At 60.6% G+C, this 18,330-nt stretch carries 13 protein-coding genes; 11 read left to right on the top strand and 2 right to left on the bottom strand.

What is annotated here, in order from left to right:
• Positions 1-65 precede the first annotated feature (65 nt).
• The 3 genes from cysK (at position 66) to J3P88_RS22845 (ending at position 3,544) form a co-directional block, all read left to right on the top strand.
• Positions 66-1,040 (top strand): cysteine synthase A, encoded by a 975-nt coding sequence (gene cysK, locus J3P88_RS22855; RefSeq protein ID WP_434571784.1) that lies wholly within the window; start codon positions 66-68, stop codon positions 1,038-1,040.
• Positions 1,041-1,402: 362 nt separating this feature from the next.
• Positions 1,403-2,341: an aspartyl/asparaginyl beta-hydroxylase domain-containing protein gene (locus J3P88_RS22850; protein ID WP_434571782.1), complete on the top strand. Its 939-nt coding sequence runs from the start codon at positions 1,403-1,405 to the stop codon at positions 2,339-2,341.
• A 339-nt stretch (positions 2,342-2,680) separates the two neighbouring features.
• Positions 2,681-3,544 (top strand): DMT family transporter, encoded by an 864-nt coding sequence (locus J3P88_RS22845; RefSeq protein ID WP_434571778.1) that lies wholly within the window; start codon positions 2,681-2,683, stop codon positions 3,542-3,544.
• 120 nt (positions 3,545-3,664) lie between these two features.
• Here J3P88_RS22845 and J3P88_RS22840 read toward each other — a convergent pair whose 3' ends face one another.
• Complete coding sequence (locus J3P88_RS22840) at positions 3,665-4,573, bottom strand: DMT family transporter (RefSeq protein ID WP_434571776.1); 909 nt, start codon at positions 4,571-4,573, stop codon at positions 3,665-3,667.
• A 130-nt stretch (positions 4,574-4,703) separates the two neighbouring features.
• On the opposite strand from J3P88_RS22840, the gene aceK reads away from it, so the two are divergent.
• From aceK to J3P88_RS22800, 8 genes are all read left to right on the top strand, one after another.
• Entirely contained in the window at positions 4,704-6,425 is a 1,722-nt protein-coding gene (gene aceK, locus J3P88_RS22835) for a bifunctional isocitrate dehydrogenase kinase/phosphatase (protein WP_434571774.1), read from the top strand.
• A gap of 363 nt (positions 6,426-6,788) precedes the next feature.
• Positions 6,789-10,700 (top strand): ATP-dependent RNA helicase HrpA, encoded by a 3,912-nt coding sequence (gene hrpA / locus J3P88_RS22830; protein ID WP_434571772.1) that lies wholly within the window; start codon positions 6,789-6,791, stop codon positions 10,698-10,700.
• 337 nt (positions 10,701-11,037) lie between these two features.
• Positions 11,038-12,159, top strand: coding sequence for a beta-ketoacyl-ACP synthase III (locus tag J3P88_RS22825; protein ID WP_434571770.1), 1,122 nt, complete (start codon positions 11,038-11,040; stop codon positions 12,157-12,159).
• A gap of 199 nt (positions 12,160-12,358) precedes the next feature.
• Entirely contained in the window at positions 12,359-12,970 is a 612-nt protein-coding gene (locus tag J3P88_RS22820; protein WP_434571768.1) for an RNA polymerase sigma factor, read from the top strand.
• On the top strand, positions 12,964-13,200 hold the full coding sequence (locus J3P88_RS22815; RefSeq protein WP_186704593.1) for an anti-sigma factor family protein: 237 nt from the start codon (positions 12,964-12,966) through the stop codon (positions 13,198-13,200). Before J3P88_RS22820 ends, J3P88_RS22815 begins: the two co-directional genes overlap by 7 nt.
• Positions 13,201-13,493: 293 nt before the next feature.
• Entirely contained in the window at positions 13,494-14,804 is a 1,311-nt protein-coding gene (locus J3P88_RS22810; protein WP_053120140.1) for an OprO/OprP family phosphate-selective porin, read from the top strand.
• A 300-nt stretch (positions 14,805-15,104) separates the two neighbouring features.
• Complete coding sequence (locus J3P88_RS22805) at positions 15,105-16,103, top strand: RHS repeat-associated core domain-containing protein (protein WP_434571766.1); 999 nt, start codon at positions 15,105-15,107, stop codon at positions 16,101-16,103.
• Positions 16,104-16,226: 123 nt separating this feature from the next.
• A complete protein-coding gene (locus tag J3P88_RS22800; RefSeq protein WP_434571764.1) occupies positions 16,227-17,351 on the top strand; it encodes a GNAT family N-acetyltransferase in 1,125 nt (374 codons plus the stop codon).
• Between the two features lie 16 nt (positions 17,352-17,367).
• On the opposite strand, the gene aqpZ is transcribed toward J3P88_RS22800, so the two are convergent.
• A complete protein-coding gene (gene aqpZ, locus J3P88_RS22795; RefSeq protein ID WP_434571762.1) occupies positions 17,368-18,057 on the bottom strand; it encodes an aquaporin Z in 690 nt (229 codons plus the stop codon).
• Positions 18,058-18,330: the final 273 nt, after the last annotated feature.

Raw genomic sequence — 18,330 nt, 5'->3', positions numbered from 1 at the left:
TGGACGCCCATGGGCAACAGGCATACCTTTAAAGGCTTCAATTTCGCCCCATCAAGGACCCAGCCATGAGCCGCATATTCGCTGACAACGCCCATTCCATCGGCAATACGCCACTGGTACAGATCAACCGCATTGCGCCGCGCGGCGTGACCATCCTGGCCAAGATCGAGGGGCGTAACCCAGGGTATTCGGTCAAGTGCCGGATCGGCGCAAACATGATCTGGGACGCTGAAAGCTCGGGCAAGCTCAAGCCGGGCATGACCATTGTCGAACCGACCTCGGGCAACACCGGGATCGGCCTGGCGTTCGTCGCCGCCGCCCGTGGCTACAAGCTGATGCTGACCATGCCGGCCTCCATGAGCATCGAGCGGCGCAAGGTCCTCAAGGCCCTGGGCGCGGAGTTGGTGCTCACCGAACCGGCGAAGGGCATGAAGGGCGCCATCGAGAAAGCCGCCGAGATCATGGCCAGCGATCCGTCCAAATATTTCATGCCGCAGCAGTTCGATAACCCGGCGAACCCGGCGATCCACGAAAAAACCACCGGCCCGGAAATCTGGAACGACACCGACGGCGCCGTGGACGTGCTGGTCGCGGGCGTGGGCACCGGCGGAACCATTACCGGGGTTTCGCGGTATATCAAGAACACCTGTGGCAAGCCGATCCTGTCGGTGGCGGTCGAGCCCGAAGTGTCGCCAGTGATCACCCAGGCGATGGCGGGGGATGAAATCAAGCCCAGCCCCCACAAGATCCAGGGGATCGGCGCCGGGTTCGTGCCGAAGAACCTCGACCTGTCCATCGTCGACCTGGTCGAGCGCGTCACTGACGACGAGTCCAAGGCCATGGCCCTGCGCTTGATGCAGGAGGAGGGCATCCTCTGCGGGATCTCCTGCGGCGCGGCAATGGCCGTGGCCGTGCGCCTGGCGGAAAAACCGGAAATGCAGGGCAAGACCATCGTGGTGATCCTGCCGGATTCGGGCGAGCGGTATTTGTCGAGCATGTTGTTCAGTGATCTGTTTACCGATCAGGAGATTCAGCAGTAACCGCAGGCAGGATGGGTGGTGAGCGCTGCTTGTGTGGCGAGGGAGCTTGCTCCCGCTCGACTGCGCAGCAGGCGCCCCGGATTCAACCCGGGTCGCCAAATCCCAGGGGCGCGCTCCGCACGCCAGCGGGAGCAAGCTCCCTCGCCACAAGAGCACTCGCGACCTCAGGTAGGTTGAATGATTGTTCGATGCGTCAGCCAACGTTCAGGTGACGTCTGTTAAAAAGTGTTTATTGCGTTTCACTCAACAGAGAATCTTGCGTCAGACGGTTTTTACCCGGGCCATGGGTATTTAACATGGCCCCCGGCTACGTCGGGCAGTAGGCGTTGCGTCAGTTGTTTTTGGACAAGGAGTTTAAAAAAATGACCGTTTCGTTTGTCGCCAAGGCCTCGGTGTTGCTGCTGTTCCTGGGCAGTACGCTCTATGTGCATTTGCGTGGTAAGGCGCGGTTGCCGGTGTTGCGTCAGTTCGTCAACCACTCGGCGCTGTTCGCCCCCTATAACGCCTTGATGTACCTGTTCTCCGGCGTGCCCTCGAGGCCTTACCTGGATCGCAGCCAATTTCCCGAACTGGATGTGCTCAAGGACAACTGGCAAGTCATCCGCGACGAAGCCATGCACTTGTTCGACGATGGCTACATTCGAGCCGCCGAGAAGAACAACGATGCGGGTTTCGGTTCGTTCTTCAAGAAGGGTTGGAAGCGCTTCTACCTCAAGTGGTACGACAAACCGCTGCCGTCGGCTGAGTTGCTGTGCCCGAGGACGGTTGAACTGGTCAGTCGGATCCCCAGCGTTCGCGGCGCGATGTTTGCCTTGCTGCCCGGTGGTAGCCATCTGAACCCTCATCGAGACCCCTTCGCCGGTTCGTTGCGTTATCACCTGGGGCTCTCAACCCCCAATTCCGAGGACTGCCGGATCTTCGTCGACGGTCAGATCTATGCCTGGCGCGACGGCGAAGACGTCATGTTCGATGAAACCTATGTGCACTGGGTCAAGAACGAAACCCCACAGACCCGCCTGATCCTGTTCTGTGATGTCGAGCGGCCCTTGAAAAGTCGGCTGATGACCCGCCTCAACCGTACCATCAGCGCGTTCCTCGGCCGAGCCACCGCGCCGCAGAACCTGGACGATGAACACGTCGGCGGCATCAACCAGGCCTATGCCTGGAGCAAGTCGTTCAGCGACGGCATCAGCGGCCGGGTCAAGCAGTTCAAACGCAAGCATCCCAAGGCCTACCGGGTGATGCGGCCGGTGTTGGCGGTGACGGTGCTGACGGCGCTTGGCTATTGGTTGTTCGTTTAAAACATTGCGTAGTCCATCGGGCGCTGGTTATAGTCAGCGCTCTTCGGGTTTTCGAACCCACTCTCCAAGAGATCGGCTCATGCCTGCATCCCCTGTCATCGCGGTCGTGGTTCCAGCGTTCAACGCTGGCGTCGTGCCGTGTGGGAACCAGCAGCCTGCGCAGATCGGTCAATATCCCCCACCTGTCCGTAGCTCATCGGTGTACGTCGTCGTATCACCGCCGGGTGTTGGCATTCAGGGCTGATCGGCAACGGTTGCCATCCCCTGTGCCCGCCTGAAAAAACTACTGGACTTCAGCTTCGGCTGAGTTGGCTTTTTGCCTGACTACAGGTGGTATCCATGTTTTCCCTTTCCAAAAACGCCTTGTTGGCGGCGGCTTCCACGAGCCTGTTCGTTTTGCTGTGGAGCAGCGGGGCGATCTTTTCCAAGCTGGGCCTGGCCCACGCTTCACCCTTCGCTTTTCTGTTGATCCGATTTGCCATCGCGCTGTTCGCGCTGGTGCTGTTGATTCCGTTGCTCAAGTTCAAGTTGCCCAAGACCGGCAAGCCGATGCTGTACGCGGTGACCACCGGACTGGTGCTGCTGGGCGCCTATCAGATTTTTTATCTGCTGGCGCTGCAAATGAATGTCACGCCCGGCGTCATGGCGACCCTGATGGGTGTGCAACCGATCCTGACTGTAGTGCTTATGGAGCGCCGGCGTTCCGGGGCGCGGATGTTCGGCCTGGTATTGGGCTTGGTCGGGTTGGTCATGGTGGTGTACCAGGGCATCGGCCTGGCCGGTATGTCCCTGGCAGGGATGCTGTGCGGGTTGCTGGCACTGGTCAGCATGACGGCTGGCTCCATCATGCAGAAGCGCATCACCGACAACCCACTGGGCACGCTACCGGTGCAGTACCTGGCCGGGCTGGTGCTGTGCGCGGTGTTCGTGCCGTTCCAGCCGTTTCACTTCGAATACAGCACGGGGTTCTTCGTGCCGGTGCTGTGGATGGGGCTGGTGGTGTCGGTGCTGGCGACGCTGCTGCTGTACCGTTTGATTGCCCGCGGCAACCTGGTGAACGTCACCAGCCTGTTCTACCTGGTGCCGGCGGTGACGGCGATCATGGACTACCTGGTGTTCGGCAACCGGTTGGCGTTGCTGAGCTTGCTGGGGATGGTGCTGATCATCGTGGGGTTGGTGTTTGTGTTTCGTAAGCGCCGCTGAGCTTTGGCTACTCGCTGACTGAACTACCGCTATCGCGAGCAGGCTCGCTCCCACAGGGTTAGCGCAATTCCCTGTGGGAGCGAGCCTGCTCGCGATAGCATTTTCAGCGGCACCGATGGGTTATCGGGCAGACACCTCAGCCGGTTTCGTGACTGAAGGCTTGAGCACCAACCACAACGCCGCCGCAATCAACACCCCGCCATACAAGTGCGCCATCCCCAACGGCTCATCCAGCAACAACGCCCCCCACAACACACCGAACGGCGGGATCAGGAATGTCACGGTCATGGACTTGACCGGGCCGATGGAACTGAGCAGACGGAAATAAAGGATGTACGCCAGCGCGGTGCACACCAGGCCCAGGCCCAGCAGTGACAACCAGACACTCCAGCCGCCCCAACTGGCCGGCGGCTGGCTGACGACGCTGTAGCCAAACAGCGGCAGCAAGAACACCGTGGCGCCGAACATGCTGCCCAGGGCCGAAAGGCGGCTGTCCAGGCCACCTTGATGATCGAGCCAGCGCCGGGTGAGGAAACCGGCAAAGCCGTAGCAGGTGGTGGCCAGCAGGCAGGCGAGGGCGCCCATCAACAGTTGCAGGTCGAACGCCACCGGGCCGGCGCGGGTCAGGATGCCCACGCCGAGCAGCCCGAGGAAGACCCCGCCGACCTTGGCCAAAGTGAGTTTTTCGCTGAAGAACAAACCGCCGATCAACACCCCCATCAGCGGCGTGGTGGCATTGAAGATTGCCGAGTAACCGGCCGGCAGCACCTGGGCCGCCAGCGAATAGAACGTGGCCGGAATGCCCGAGTTGATCAGGCCCAGCACCATCACGACTTTGAGCTTGCCACGAAAATTCCAGTCGACGCGCATCAGGGCCAGGATCACCAGCAGCCCGACGAAGGCAATGGACACACGAAAGAAGGCCGTGGGAATCGTGCCGATGACGGGGGCGATAATGCGCATGAACAGGAAACTGGCGCCCCAGATGGCGGCCAATGACAGTAAACGCAGGATATCGACGAGGTTCACGAGCCACTCCTTCCTTGATGGGGGGGCAAGTGTCGCCGCCTTGCATACCGATGGCAATGGTTGCGTTGCCGCGTGATTGGCCTCTAAGCTCAGTCGCCAATAACAAGCATGACCCGCCGAGGTTTACCCTATGCCGCAGCCATGGCCCGCCATCGAAATCGCCCGTTCGATCCTCGACGGCTTCGACGATTATCGTGAGCATTTCCGGCAGATCACCGACGGCGCTCGCGCCCGGTTCGAGCAGGCGCTGTGGCTGGAGGCGCAAACGGCTTCGGCGGCGCGCATCAACTTGTATGAAGAAAAAGTCTTCGAAACCGTCGCCAAGCTGCACAAGGCCTTCGATGACGAAACCCTGATGGACGTGAGCTGCTGGCCGCTGGTCAAGAGCGCCTACATCAGCCTGATCGACCTGCGCTTCGACGATGAGCTGTCGGAAACCTGGTACAACTCGATCTTCTGCGGGCTGTTCAGCCACGACCTGATCAGCGACGGCACCATGTTCATCCACACCACCCGGCCCAGCCTGCGCCGGGCTCGCGCCGCGCAGACGCGCACCTACAAGCCCCAGGGGCAGTTGGACCGGATGCTGGAGAGCGTCTTCGCCGATTACCGTTTCAGCGAGGACTACGCCGATTTGCCGGGGGACCTGCAGCGCCTCGAAGCGCAGTTGCGCGAGAACCTGCCGGACTGGGTCTGCAAGGACCCGGAACTGACGGTGGAGTTGTTTTCCTCGGTGCTCTATCGCAACAAGGGCGCCTACCTGGTGGGCCGGATCTACACCCGCGACGACCAATGGCCGCTGGTGATTCCGCTGTTGCACCGCGAGGGCCGGGGTATCCAGATCGATGCGCTGATCACCGACGAGGCGCAGGTGTCGATCATCTTCTCGTTCACCCGTTCGTACTTCATGGTGGATGTGCCGGTGCCGGCGGAATTCATCGGCTTTCTCAAGCGCATCCTGCCGGGCAAGCACATCGCCGAGTTGTACACCTCCATTGGTTTCTACAAGCACGGCAAGTCCGAGTTCTACCGGGCCTTGATCAACCACCTGGCGAACACCGACGACCAGTTCATCATGGCCCCGGGTGTGCGTGGCATGGTCATGAGCGTGTTCACCCTGCCGGGCTTCAACACCGTGTTCAAGATCATCAAGGACCGCTTCTCGCCGTCGAAAAACGTCGACCGGGCCACGGTGATCGAGAAATACCGACTGGTGAAAAGCGTCGACCGGGTCGGGCGCATGGCCGATACCCAGGAGTTCGCCGATTTCCGCTTTCCCCTGAGCAAATTCGAGCCGGCCTGCCTGGAGGAACTGTTGGAAGTGGCGCCGTCCACGGTGTCGGTGGAAGGCGAAACGGTACTGATTCGCCACTGCTGGACCGAACGCCGGATGACGCCGCTGAACCTCTATCTGGAAAACGCCAACCCGGACCAGGTGCGCGAGGCGCTGGAAGACTATGGCCTGGCGATCAAGCAACTGGCGGCAGCCAATATCTTCCCCGGCGACATGCTGCTCAAGAACTTCGGCGTGACCCGCCACGGCCGCGTGGTGTTCTACGACTACGATGAAATCTGCTTCCTTACAGAAGCCAACTTTCGCCACATCCCCCAGCCCCGTACACCGGAAGACGAAATGGCTTCCGAGCCTTGGTATTCCATCGGACCGCTGGACGTCTTCCCCGAAGAGTTCCCGCCGTTCCTGTTCGCCGACGCCGGGCAACGCAAGCTGTTCGACCAGTTACACGGTGAGCTGTACAACGCTGACTACTGGAAAGGCCTGCAGGACGCGATCCGGGCTGGGAAGGTGATCGATGTGTTCCCGTATCGGCGTAAGGACCTGGACAGCGAATAACGCCAGGCGAGCAAACGAAGCCCCTGTGGCTTGTGGCTTGTAGTTTGTAGTTTGTAGTTTGTGTTCTTTGTTCTGTGTTCTGTGTTCTGTGGTTTGTGGTTTGTGTGGCTTTTGTGGCGAGGGAGCTTGCTCCCGCTGGACTGCGCAGCAGGCCCCTGCGTTCTGTCCGTCACATCGCGGTGCCGAATACTGCTGGGGGCTGCTTCGCACCCCAGCGGGAGCAAGCTCCCTCGCCACAAAAGCCCAGCCTTGGCACAAACCCTCCTGTGGGAGGGTGGTGGGGCCGCTTCTGGTGCTCGGCGCAATAGCCGCAAATCTGCGACAATCGCCCCCTTGCTCAAACCGACGACCCTTGCGTACCTGATGACTGACCAAGCCCCCGCTATCGACAAACTGCTGAAAAACCTCGACCACGCCATGCTCGCCGACCGTCACCGGTTGCGGCGGCAGTTGCTCGAGCTGCGCAAGAAGCCCGACGAGGCCAAGCTGGCCCAGTGGGTGGCGCGGATGCAGGCGTCGTGCGATCAGGTGCTGGCGCGCAAGGCGAGCCTGCCGGTGATCCGCTATGACGACAATTTGCCGATTGCCGCCAAGCGCGACGAAATCAAGCAAGCGCTGCTCAAGCACCAGGTGCTGATCATCGCGGGCGAGACCGGCTCGGGCAAAACCACGCAATTGCCGAAGATCTGCCTGGAAATCGGTCGTGGCCAGCATGGCTTGATCGGCCACACCCAGCCGCGCCGCATCGCCGCCCGCAGTGTCGCAAGCCGCGTGGCCGAGGAACTGGCCACGCCGTTGGGCGCGCTGGTGGGTTATCAGGTCCGCTTCGAAGACCAGAGCGACGCCAACACCCTGATCAAGCTGATGACCGACGGCATCCTGCTGGCCGAAACCCAGAATGATCGCTACCTCGAACGCTACGACACAATCATCGTCGACGAAGCCCACGAACGCAGCCTGAACATCGACTTCCTGCTCGGCTACCTCAAGACCTTGCTGCCGCGCCGTCCGGACCTGAAAGTCATCATCACGTCGGCGACCATCGACCTGGAACGCTTTTCCAAGCACTTCGATGACGCGCCGATCGTCGAAGTCTCGGGCCGTACCTTCCCGGTGGAAACCTGGTATCGCCCGCTGACCCTGGAGCAGGACGAAGAGGGCAACCGGGTCGAGGACGACTTGACCGTCGACCAGGCGATCCTCGCCACCCTCGACGAAATCGCCGCCTACGAGCGCAGCGAGCGCCGCAGCCCTGGGGATGTGTTGGTGTTCCTGCCGGGCGAGCGGGAGATTCGCGACGCGGCCGAAATGCTGCGCAAGGCCCAGCTCAAGCACACCGAGATTCTGCCGTTGTATGCGCGATTGTCACCGGCCGAACAGCAGCGGATTTTCCAGTCCCACCCGGGCCGTCGAGTGGTGTTGGCGACCAACGTCGCCGAAACCTCGCTCACTGTGCCGGGCATCCGCTACGTGATCGACAGCGGTACCGCACGCATCAGTCGCTACAGCTATCGGGCCAAGGTCCAGCGCCTGCCCATCGAGGCCATTTCCCAGGCCAGCGCCAACCAGCGCAAGGGCCGCTGCGGGCGGGTCGAGCCAGGGATTTGCGTGCGCCTGTACAGCGAAGAAGATTTTCTTGGACGGCCGGAGTTCACCGACCCGGAAATCCTGCGCACCAACCTGGCGGCGGTGATCCTGCAGATGCTGCACCTGCGCCTCGGTGAGATCACCGATTTCCCGTTCATCGAGCCGCCGGATGGCAAGGCCATCAGCGACGGTTTCAACCTGCTCCAAGAACTCTCGGCGGTGGACCGCAACAGTCAGCTGACCCCACTGGGTCGGCAGTTGGCGCGCCTGCCGGTGGACCCGCGCATGGGCCGCATGCTGCTGGAAGCGGCGAAGCTGGGCAGCCTCCAGGAAGTGCTGATCGTCGCCAGCGCCATGTCGATCCAGGACCCGCGCGAGCGTCCGCCGGAACGGCAGCAAGCGGCCGACCAGGCCCATGCCCAATGGAAGGATGCCGACTCGGACTTCGCTGGGCTGGTCAACCTGTGGCGCGGTTTCGAAGAGCAGCGCCAGGCCCTGACCGCCAGCCCGCTGCGCAACTGGTGCCGCAAGAACTTCCTCAACTACCTGCGCCTGCGCGAGTGGCGTGATTCCCATCGCCAGTTGAGCCTGATCTGCCGCGACATGCAGTTGAGCCTCAACAAAGACCCGGCCGACTACCCGAAACTGCACAAGGCGGTGCTGTCGGGGCTGTTGAGCCAGATCGGCCAGAAAACCGAGGACGGTGATTACCTCGGCGCTCGCCAACGGCGGTTCTGGGTCCACCCCTCGTCGGGCCTGGGCAAGAAGCGTCCGCAGTGGCTGATGACCGCCGAGCTGGTGGAAACCACCAAGTTGTACGCGCGCATGGTGGCGAAGATCGAGCCGGACTGGATCGAGCCGCTGGCCGGGCACCTGATCAAGAAAAACCACTTCGAACCCCATTGGGAGAAGAAGCGCGGGCAAGTGGTGGCTTATGAGCAGATCACGCTGTTCGGGCTCATCGTCGTCGGTCGCCGACCGGTGCACTACGGACCGGTGGACCCGGTGGTGTCCCGTGAGCTGTTCATCCGCGAAGCGCTGGTGCGCGGGGAAATCCAGTCCAAGGCCAAGTGCCTGGGGGCCAATACGCGCTTGCTGGAGCAGCTCGACGAGCTGGAAGCCAAGGCCCGTCGCCGCGACATCCTGGCCGACGAAGAAACCCTGTTTGCGTTCTACGACGCCCGTTTGCCGGCCGAGATTCACCAGACCGCAACGTTCGACAGTTGGTACCGGATCAACAGCCAGAAAGACCCGCAATTGCTGATTATGCGCGAGGAAGACGTGCTGGCCCGCGAGGCCAGCGAAGTCACCGCCACGCAGTACCCCGACACCTTGCGCGTCGGTGACCTGACCTTGCCGCTGAGCTATCACTTCGAACCCAACCATCCCCGTGACGGCGTGACGCTGCGGGTTCCGGCGCCATTGCTGCCGATGCTGCCGCCGGAGCGCTTGGAATGGCTGGTTCCGGGGATGATCGAGGCCAAGTGCATCGCCCTGGTGCGCAATCTGCCCAAGGCCCTGCGCAAGAACTTCGTGCCGGTGCCGGATTTCGTCAAGGCGGCGTTGCAGCGCATCACCTTCGCCGAGGGTTCGTTGCCGCAGGCCTTGGGCCGTGAGCTGCTGCGCATGACCGGGGCGCGGGTCAGCGACGAAGCCTGGGCCGAAGCGGCCCAGCAGGTCGAAAGCCACCTGCGCATGAACCTGGAAATCGTCGACGGCCAGGGCAAGTTCCTCGGCGAGGGCCGCGACCTGGGCGAGCTGACGGCACGCTTTGCCGAAGCCAGCCAGGCGGCCTTGGCCGTGCCGCAAACGGCGAAAAGCCAGGCGCCGGTGGAGGCGAAGGTCTTCGCGCCAGTGGCGGAGAAAACCCAACAGAAGATCGCCGGGCTGTCGATGACGGTCTACCCGGCGCTGGTGGAAGAGGGCGGCGTGGTCAAGGAAGGACGTTTCCCGACGCCGGCCGAAGCCGAATTCCAGCATCGCCGCGCCTTGCAGCGCTTGCTCATGCAGCAACTGGCCGAATCGGCCAAGTTCCTGCGTAGCAAGTTGCCGGGCCTGACGGAGCTGGGTTTGCTGTACCGCGACTTGGGCCGCATCGATGGCTTGGTGGAAGACATCCTGCTCGCCAGCCTCGATAGCTGCGTGCTTGAAGGTGAAGCGAGCCTACCCCGTGACGGCGCCGCCCTGGCCGGCCTGGCCGAGCGCAAGCGCGGCGGCTGGACCGAGCACGCCGAACGCCTGGCGAAGCTGACCCTGGACATCCTCAAGCTCTGGCACGGCCTGCAAAAGCGCTTCAAGGGCAAGATCGACCTGGCCCAGGCCGTGGCGCTGAACGACATCAAGCAGCAACTCAGTCACCTGGTGTACCCGGGCTTCGTGCGGGAAACCCCGCATCAGTGGCTCAAGGAACTGCCGCGCTACCTCAAGGCCATCGAACAACGCTTCGAGAAACTCGGCAGCCAAGTGCAGAAGGACCGGGTCTGGAGCGGCGAACTGTCGAACCTCTGGGCGCAATACCAGGCCCGCGCCAGCAAACACGCCCAGGAAGGCAAGCGCGACCCGCAACTGGAACTATACCGCTGGTGGCTGGAGGAATATCGGGTGTCATTGTTCGCGCAGCAGTTGGGCACCAAGGTGCCGATTTCCGATAAGCGCCTGGGCAAGCAATGGGGGCAGGTGGAGGGTTGATCAGATAAGTTGGACACCACACATACCCCCTGTGGGAGCGGGCTTGCTCGCGAAGGCGGTGGATCAGCTTGCATTTATAGTGAATGTACAACCGCTTTCGCGAGCAAGCCCGCTCCCACAGGTTTTTTGTCGTAAGTAAGGGAGAATGGGCCAAACCCCAGCGTTTATGGCAAACTTGGCGCCTATAAATGCCGGTTCCGTGGTTTTGAGCTTCAATGCCACGGGCGGATCGGAATAAAGCGATGCCAGGGCTGCTTCCCCGGATGGGAAAAGTCCCTTTGCGTGTTGGTACGTCGGTGCCAATACTTTCTGCCTGAACAGATCAGAGACACGACCCATGCATAACGTCGTCATCAGCGGCACCGGCCTGTACACCCCGGCCAACAGCATCTCCAACGAAGAGCTGGTGCAATCTTTCAATACCTATGTCGCCCAATTCAACGCTGATAACGCCGCTGCCATCGAGCGTGGTGAAGTCGAGGCCTTGACCGAATCCAACGCCGCGTTCATCGAAAAGGCTTCCGGCATCAAGAGCCGCTTTGTCATGGACAAGGACGGTATTCTCGATCCGCAACGCATGACCCCACGCCTGCCCGAGCGCTCCAACGAAGAGTGGTCGGTGCTCTGCGAAATGGCCGTCGGCGCCGCCAAACAGGCCCTGGAGCGCGCCGGCCGTACGGCCGCCGACATCGACGGGGTGATCGTCGCTTGCTCCAACCTGCAGCGTGCGTACCCGGCCATCGCCATCGAAGTCCAGGAAGCCCTGGGCATCGAAGGGTTCGGTTTCGACATGAACGTGGCCTGTTCCTCGGCAACCTTCGGCATCCAGGCCGCGGCCAACAGCGTGCAACTGGGCCAGGCCCGGGCGATCTTGATGGTCAACCCGGAAGTGTGCACCGGCCACCTGAACTTCCGTGACCGCGACAGCCACTTCATCTTCGGCGACGCGGCCACTGCCGTGATCATCGAACGCGCCGACCTGGCGACCTCGCCGTACCAGTTCGACGTGGTCAGTACCAAGCTGCTGACCAAGTTCTCCAACAACATTCGCAACAACTTCGGCTTTCTCAACCGCACCGCGGAAGAGGGCATGGGCAGCCGCGACAAACTGTTCGTCCAGGAAGGCCGCAAGGTGTTCCGCGATGTCTGTCCGATGGTGGCCGAACTGATCGGTGCCCACCTGGACGAGAACCAGTTGAGCGTTGGCGACGTGAAACGTTTCTGGCTGCACCAGGCCAACCTGAGCATGAACCATCTGATCGTGCGCAAACTGCTGGGGCGCGAAGCCACCGAAGCAGAAGCCCCGGTGATCCTCGACCGCTACGCCAACACCAGTTCGGCCGGTTCGGTGATTGCATTCCACACCTACCAGGACGACCTGCCCAGCGGTTCGGTCGCTGTCCTCAGTTCGTTTGGCGCCGGTTATTCGATTGGTAGCGTGATTTTGCGTAAGCATTGATCTGGCCTGGCCCAGATTTTTTGGGTAAGGGCGCTTGCTGTGGGGGGGGAGCTTTTGTGGCGAGGGAGCTTGCTCCCGCTGGGCCGGTCCGACGCTTCGGGCGAAGCGGCCCCAAGATTTTGCGGTTGCTGCGCAACCGAGCGGGAGCAAGCTCCCTCGCCACAAAAGCATCGCAGTCTTGCAGATATTGGGATGTTGAATGACGATCACCGATGACACCCTCCTGCTCCAACGCCTCCTGGCCGGTGAGCAGCAGGCCTACAAGGAACTGGTCAGCGCCTACCAGGGCCCGATGCGCGCCGTGGCCTATGCCATCGTCGGCAGCCGCCATGCCGACGAAGTGGTGCAGGACGCGTGGCTGTCGGTGGTGCGCAATCTCAATGGTTTCCAGGGACGTTCCAGCCTCAAGACCTGGCTGCTGACCATCACGGCCAACGCCGCCAAGGGACGTTACAAACAGAACCGGCGGGAAGTGTTGCTCGACGACCTTCCGGCGCCCCACGGCACCCTTGGCGATGAGCGTTTCGCCGCTGACGGCCACTGGCTGCTGGCGCCGTTCGCCTGGCACCAGGACACGCCCGAAGCGCTGCTCACCGAGGGTGAATTACGTGATTGCCTGGAACACACCTTGTCCAGCCTGTCGGAACTGCAAGGCAGCGTGCTGACCCTGCGGGAACAACAGGGCCTGGAGTTGGACGAAATCTGTAATCTTTTGGACATTTCGCTCTCCAATGTACGCGTGCTGTTGCATCGCGCCCGATTGAAGGTCTTCGCGACTGTTGAACATTTCGAGGAAACCGGCGAATGCTGACCTGCAAGGAACAAGTAGCCCGCTCCAGCGATTACCTCGACGGACAACTGAGCTTTCGTGAACGCCTGCTGGTGCGCCATCACCTGATGTTCTGCCCCAATTGCCGACGGTTCATCCGCCAGATGCGCCTGATGCAGGCGACCCTCAAAAAACTGCCGCAGCCACCGATTCCCGACCTGGATCACCTCGCCGAGAAACTCGCCGCCGAGCGCCGTAAAAACAGCCGCTGAACCCCTCGATACACCCACCGACCCTTTGTGGGAGCGAGCCTGCTCGCGATAGCGGCGGATCAGCCAGCATTGATGTTAATTGACCCACCGCTATCGCGAGCAGGCTCGCTCCCACAGGGTCTCCATAGCGGTACTGGTTATTCCCATTCGAAGTAAAAAGTTCCGCTGTCATAAAATCTTTATGTGATAGCAACTCGCCTGACACAACCGGCCGCCAAGATCCCCTCCCAACACCAGCGGGCCCAGTTCCGCGTGTTTTCTAACGCATAGACTACCAACAGGGGAATTCTTCGATGATCCGTAAGCACTTCGCAGGTGTTGCCGCCAGCGCACTGGCAATGGCAGTAACCGCCCAGGCTTTCGCCGGCACCGTCACCACCGACGGCGCCGATATCGTGGTCAAAACCAAGGGCGGCCTTGAGGTCGCTACCACTGACAAAGAGTTCAGCTTCAAGCTCGGCGGTCGTTTGCAGGCTGACTACAGCCAGTTCGACGGTATCTACACCGACAATGGCGACAAGGCCGATGCGGCTTACATCCGTCGTGGCTTCCTGGAGCTGTCGGGTGTGCTGTACACGGATTGGGCCTACACCATCAACTACGATTTCGCCCACAACAGCGGCGACTCCGACAACGGCTACTTTGACGAAGCGTCCCTGGCCTATAACGGTTTCAAGCCCGTTTCGATCAAAGTCGGTCGCTTCGACCCCGACTTCGGCCTGGAAAAAGCCACCAGCTCCAAGTGGGTAACCGCGCCTGAACGTAACGCCGCCTATGACCTGATCGACTGGGCCAACGGCCATCAGAACGGTCTGGGCATCCAGGCTTCCAGCACCTTCGCCGATTCGTTCTACGCCTCGGCCGGTGTATTCAGCAAAGACACCGACGACACCGACGGCAACAGCATCAAGCAAGCCAACGGTCGCTTCGTGTTCGCCCCGATGCACGAAGCCGGCAACGTGCTGCACTTCGGTTTGAACGTGGCCTCCCGCGACGTTTCGGACACCGCATTCGACGCGCGTTACCGCTCCCGCTTGGGCATGCGTGGCGTTGAAACCCTGGGCGGCAACGATGCCGGTCCTAACGGCAACCGTCCGGTCCTGGGCGGCGCCAACAACTCGCCGGCCGGTTCCTACGACACCGACACCGCCTTCGGCCTGGAAGCCGCTTTCGCCATGGGTCCAGCGTCGATCCAGGGTGAATACATCTCCCGCAAGACCAAGGCTGACAGCGACGCCTTCGAAGACCTCAAAGGCCACGGCTTCTACGTTCAGGGTGCCTACACCATCACCGGTGAATCCCGTGGCTATAAAGTCGGCAAGTTCGACGCCATCAAGCCTCAGAACAAATCCATCGGCGCCTGGGAAGTGTTCTACCGCTTCGACAGCATGACCGTCGAAGACGACAACATCACCACTGCCTCGGCAACCCGTGAAGTCGGCGATGCCGAAGCCAAGGTGCACAACCTGGGTGTGAACTGGTACGCCAACGAAGCGGTGAAAATCACCGGTGCCTACGTCAAGGCCAAGACCGACAAAGTCACCAACGCCAATGGCGATGACGATGGCGACGGTTTTGTTGTCCGTGCCCAGTACGTGTTCTAAAACGTCTTGACTTGATACACCGCTGCACTTTCATCCGTTAATGCTCCTTTCGACCCCGCCCCTGGCGGGGTTTTTTTTGAGTTTTATTCGCACCTTTGCGTTTTCTTGTCCCGACTACTGTATGGACATCCACCTGTTAACCCTGACAGTTTCGCGGTTTTCGAAGAGGGTGCTTACTTTCTACAGCCGCAGAGCGGCGGTGGCAGGCGTCTGGAAATCCCCGGCACTGCCCGCTCTGCTTTTCGCAACTAAGCGTCCATGACGAACGGTGGCCGCTAACGGTGAATGTGGAGAACAACAATGGCGGGTTCAGATGAAACGGAACAGTTGCCGGCTGGCGAAACGTTGGTCAGCTTTCACTACGACGCGCTGGACACCTTGATCGGGCGCAGTGCGTCGGGCGGCAGGGAGCAACGGTTCTACCGAAACGATGAATTGGTGAACGAGATCCACGGGACCAATAGCAGCACCTTCGTACGGGCGAATGACCTGGTGCTTGCCGAGCAGCAAGCAGGTGACGTCCCGAAGACCCTGTTACTGGCGGGGGATGACAAGAACAGTGTGTTGTCCGAGATCAGCCAGGATGCGGTCAAGGCTGTTGCTTATTCGGCGTATGGTCATCATGCAGAGGATGGGGCGGTGAACAGTCATTTGGGCTACAACGGCGAGCGGCGCGAAACGCAAACCGGTTGGTACTTGCTGGGCAAGGGGTACCGCGTCTTCAATCCGTTGTTGATGAGATTTCACAGCCCGGACAACTTGAGCCCGTTTGGGAAGGGGGGGTTGAATGCATACATGTATTGCGTGGGGGATCCGATTAATAATGTGGATCCGACGGGGCATATAGGGTTTTTTCATGGGCTGTTTAATGCAAATACTTCATCTTTTTTTTCTAGAAAAATTCCTGGTGTTCTTCGCGTGAAACCCCAGGGGAAAAGCGCAGCCAGATTTACACTTGTCCAGCCTGAGGATCTCGATAATATCAAAACAGTGTATGCTCAATATTTCCGAGATCGACAAGTGGCTGTTGACAGATTGGAGAGTCTTGAGTTGCAGGGGAAAGATTGGTCCGTAACAGTTCCTGCTGCTAAGGAGGTTGAAAAACTGACCATTAAAGTAGATTCGTATATTGAAGCTTTCGAAGTGGCTACACGTAAATATGAAAAAAGAAAAGTCGCTATTACGGAGCATTCTAGACGAAAGTTAAAAGAGCTGGCGGAAGAAATCCGGCACGCTGAATCAAATGCACAGACTGGCAACGGTAGAAGAACTATTGACGAATTCCTAGGTCAGCAATGAAGCTAAACGGCACTATTCTTATGATCGTTCAATCAAAAACACCATAAAAATCACCTTGTTCCTCGTACCATCCGACCCAGATCGGCGATACTCCCTATCGCCGCCTGGGCTTCGGAGAACCGCATGCCGCTTCACGTCTTGGATAGCCTGTCCGCCATCGCGCCTCTGGAGTGGGACGCGTTGGTGCCCGTCAACCAGCCTTTCCTGCGTCACGCCTTCCTGAGCACATTGGAAGACAGCGCCAGCCTGGGCCCGCAAACCGGTTGGCAAGCCGAGCATTTGCTGCACATTGAAGACGGTCGTCTGCTGGCGGCCTTGCCCAGTTACCGCAAGTGGCATTCCTACGGTGAATACGTGTTCGACCACGGCTGGGCCGACGCTTGCGCCCGCGCCGGCATCGACTATTACCCCAAGCTGCTGACAGCGGTGCCGTTCAGCCCGGTCAGTGGGCCGCGATTATTGGCGGCGCGGGTGGAGGACGGCCTGGAGCTGCTGGGCAGCCTGCCGGGTTATCTGGAAATCGAAGGGCTTTCCAGCGCCCACATCAACTTCACCGATGCTTTCACCGACGCGGCGCTCGCCGGGCAAGAAGGCTGGCTGCAGCGGATTGGCTGCCAATATCACTGGCAAAACCGCGGTTATCGGGACTTCCAGGATTTTCTCGATGCCCTCAGCTCCCGCAAGCGCAAGCAGATGCGCAAGGAGCGCGAGCAGGTGGCGGGGCAGGGGATCGAGTTCGAGTGGCTGGAAGGCTGTCAACTGGACGAGGCGCAGTGGGATTTTGTCTACGCCTGTTATGCCAATACCTACGCGATACGACGGCAGGCGCCTTACTTGACCCGGACATTCTTCAGCCTGCTGGCCGAGCGCATGCCCGAGGCCATCCGCGTGGTGCTGGCCAAGCAAGGTTCACGGCCGGTGGCGATGGCGTTCAGCCTGGTGGGCGGTGACAGTTTCTACGGGCGGTACTGGGGCTGCCTGGCGGAGTTCGACCGCTTGCACTTCGAGACCTGTTTCTATCAGGGCATGGACTACGCGATTGCCCACGGTTTGCAGCGCTTTGACGCCGGTGCCCAGGGTGAGCACAAGTTGATTCGCGGGTTCGAGCCGGTGATTACTCGCTCATGGCATTACCTGCGCCACCCGGGCTTGAAGGCGGCAGTGGCGGATTTCCTCATGAGGGAGCAGGAGGGCGTGCTGGCGTATGCCGAAGAAGCGAAAACAGCACTGCCTTATCGGCAGTGCTGATTTTTGCGGGAATGACTCAGCGGTTTTCCTGGCCCAGCCAGCGGTACGAGACACCACCGATGATGGCGCCCAGCAGCGGTGCCACCCAGAACAGCCACAATTGCTCGATGGCCCAGCCGCCGACAAGCAGCGCCGGACCCGTGCTGCGGGCCGGGTTGACGGATGTGTTGGTGACCGGGATCGAGATCAGGTGAATGAGCGTCAGGGCCAGGCCGATGGCAATCGGTGCTAGCCCGGCCGGCGCGCGTTTATCGGTGGCGCCGAGGATGATCAGGATGAACATCGCCGTCATTGCCAGTTCGGTGACGAAACCGGCCGCCATCGAATACCCACCGGGCGAATGCTCGCCGTAACCGTTCGAGGCCAGGCCGGACGCCGCCAGGTCAAAACCTTCCTTGCCGCTGGCGATGAAGTAGATCAACGCGGCGGCCAGCACCCCGCCGATAACTTGGGCGATGATGTAGGCAGGCAGTTCCTTGGCTGGAAACCGACCCCCCACGTACAAGCCCAACGAAACGGCCGGGTTCAAATGGCAACCCGAGATATGACCGATGGCGAACGCCATGGTCAATACCGTCAAGCCGAAGGCCAGGGCCACCCCCAGCACGCCAATCCCGGAGGCGGCCAATACCGCGCTGCCGCAGCCGCCCAGCACCAGCCAGAACGTACCCAACAACTCAGTCGTTGAACGTTTGAGTAAAGACATAAGTTTCCTTGATAAAACAGTCGTGATAATCGGTTATGCATCCAGCAGCATTACGACAGGTTCATCTCCAGAACCTGGGCTGAGTACAGCAGGGTTTATCGACAAATCCAGCGGCATGAAAAAACCGCCAGAGTCAGGGACTGTGGCGGTTTTGGCCGTGGTCGGCGGGGAGTATGGGGTGGCTGCGTGGGCTAAATGGATCCCGGACAGAATTTTTCAGTATTGCGGACTCAAACCAGACCCTGTGGCGAGGGAGCTTGCTCCCGCTGGGCT

This window comes from Pseudomonas sp. Z3-6 (assembly GCF_051131985.1).
GTDB classification, from domain to species: domain Bacteria; phylum Pseudomonadota; class Gammaproteobacteria; order Pseudomonadales; family Pseudomonadaceae; genus Aquipseudomonas; species Aquipseudomonas zanjanensis.
Note: the sequence above shows the minus strand (reverse complement) of the source record. Positions and strands in the feature narration are given on the sequence as shown.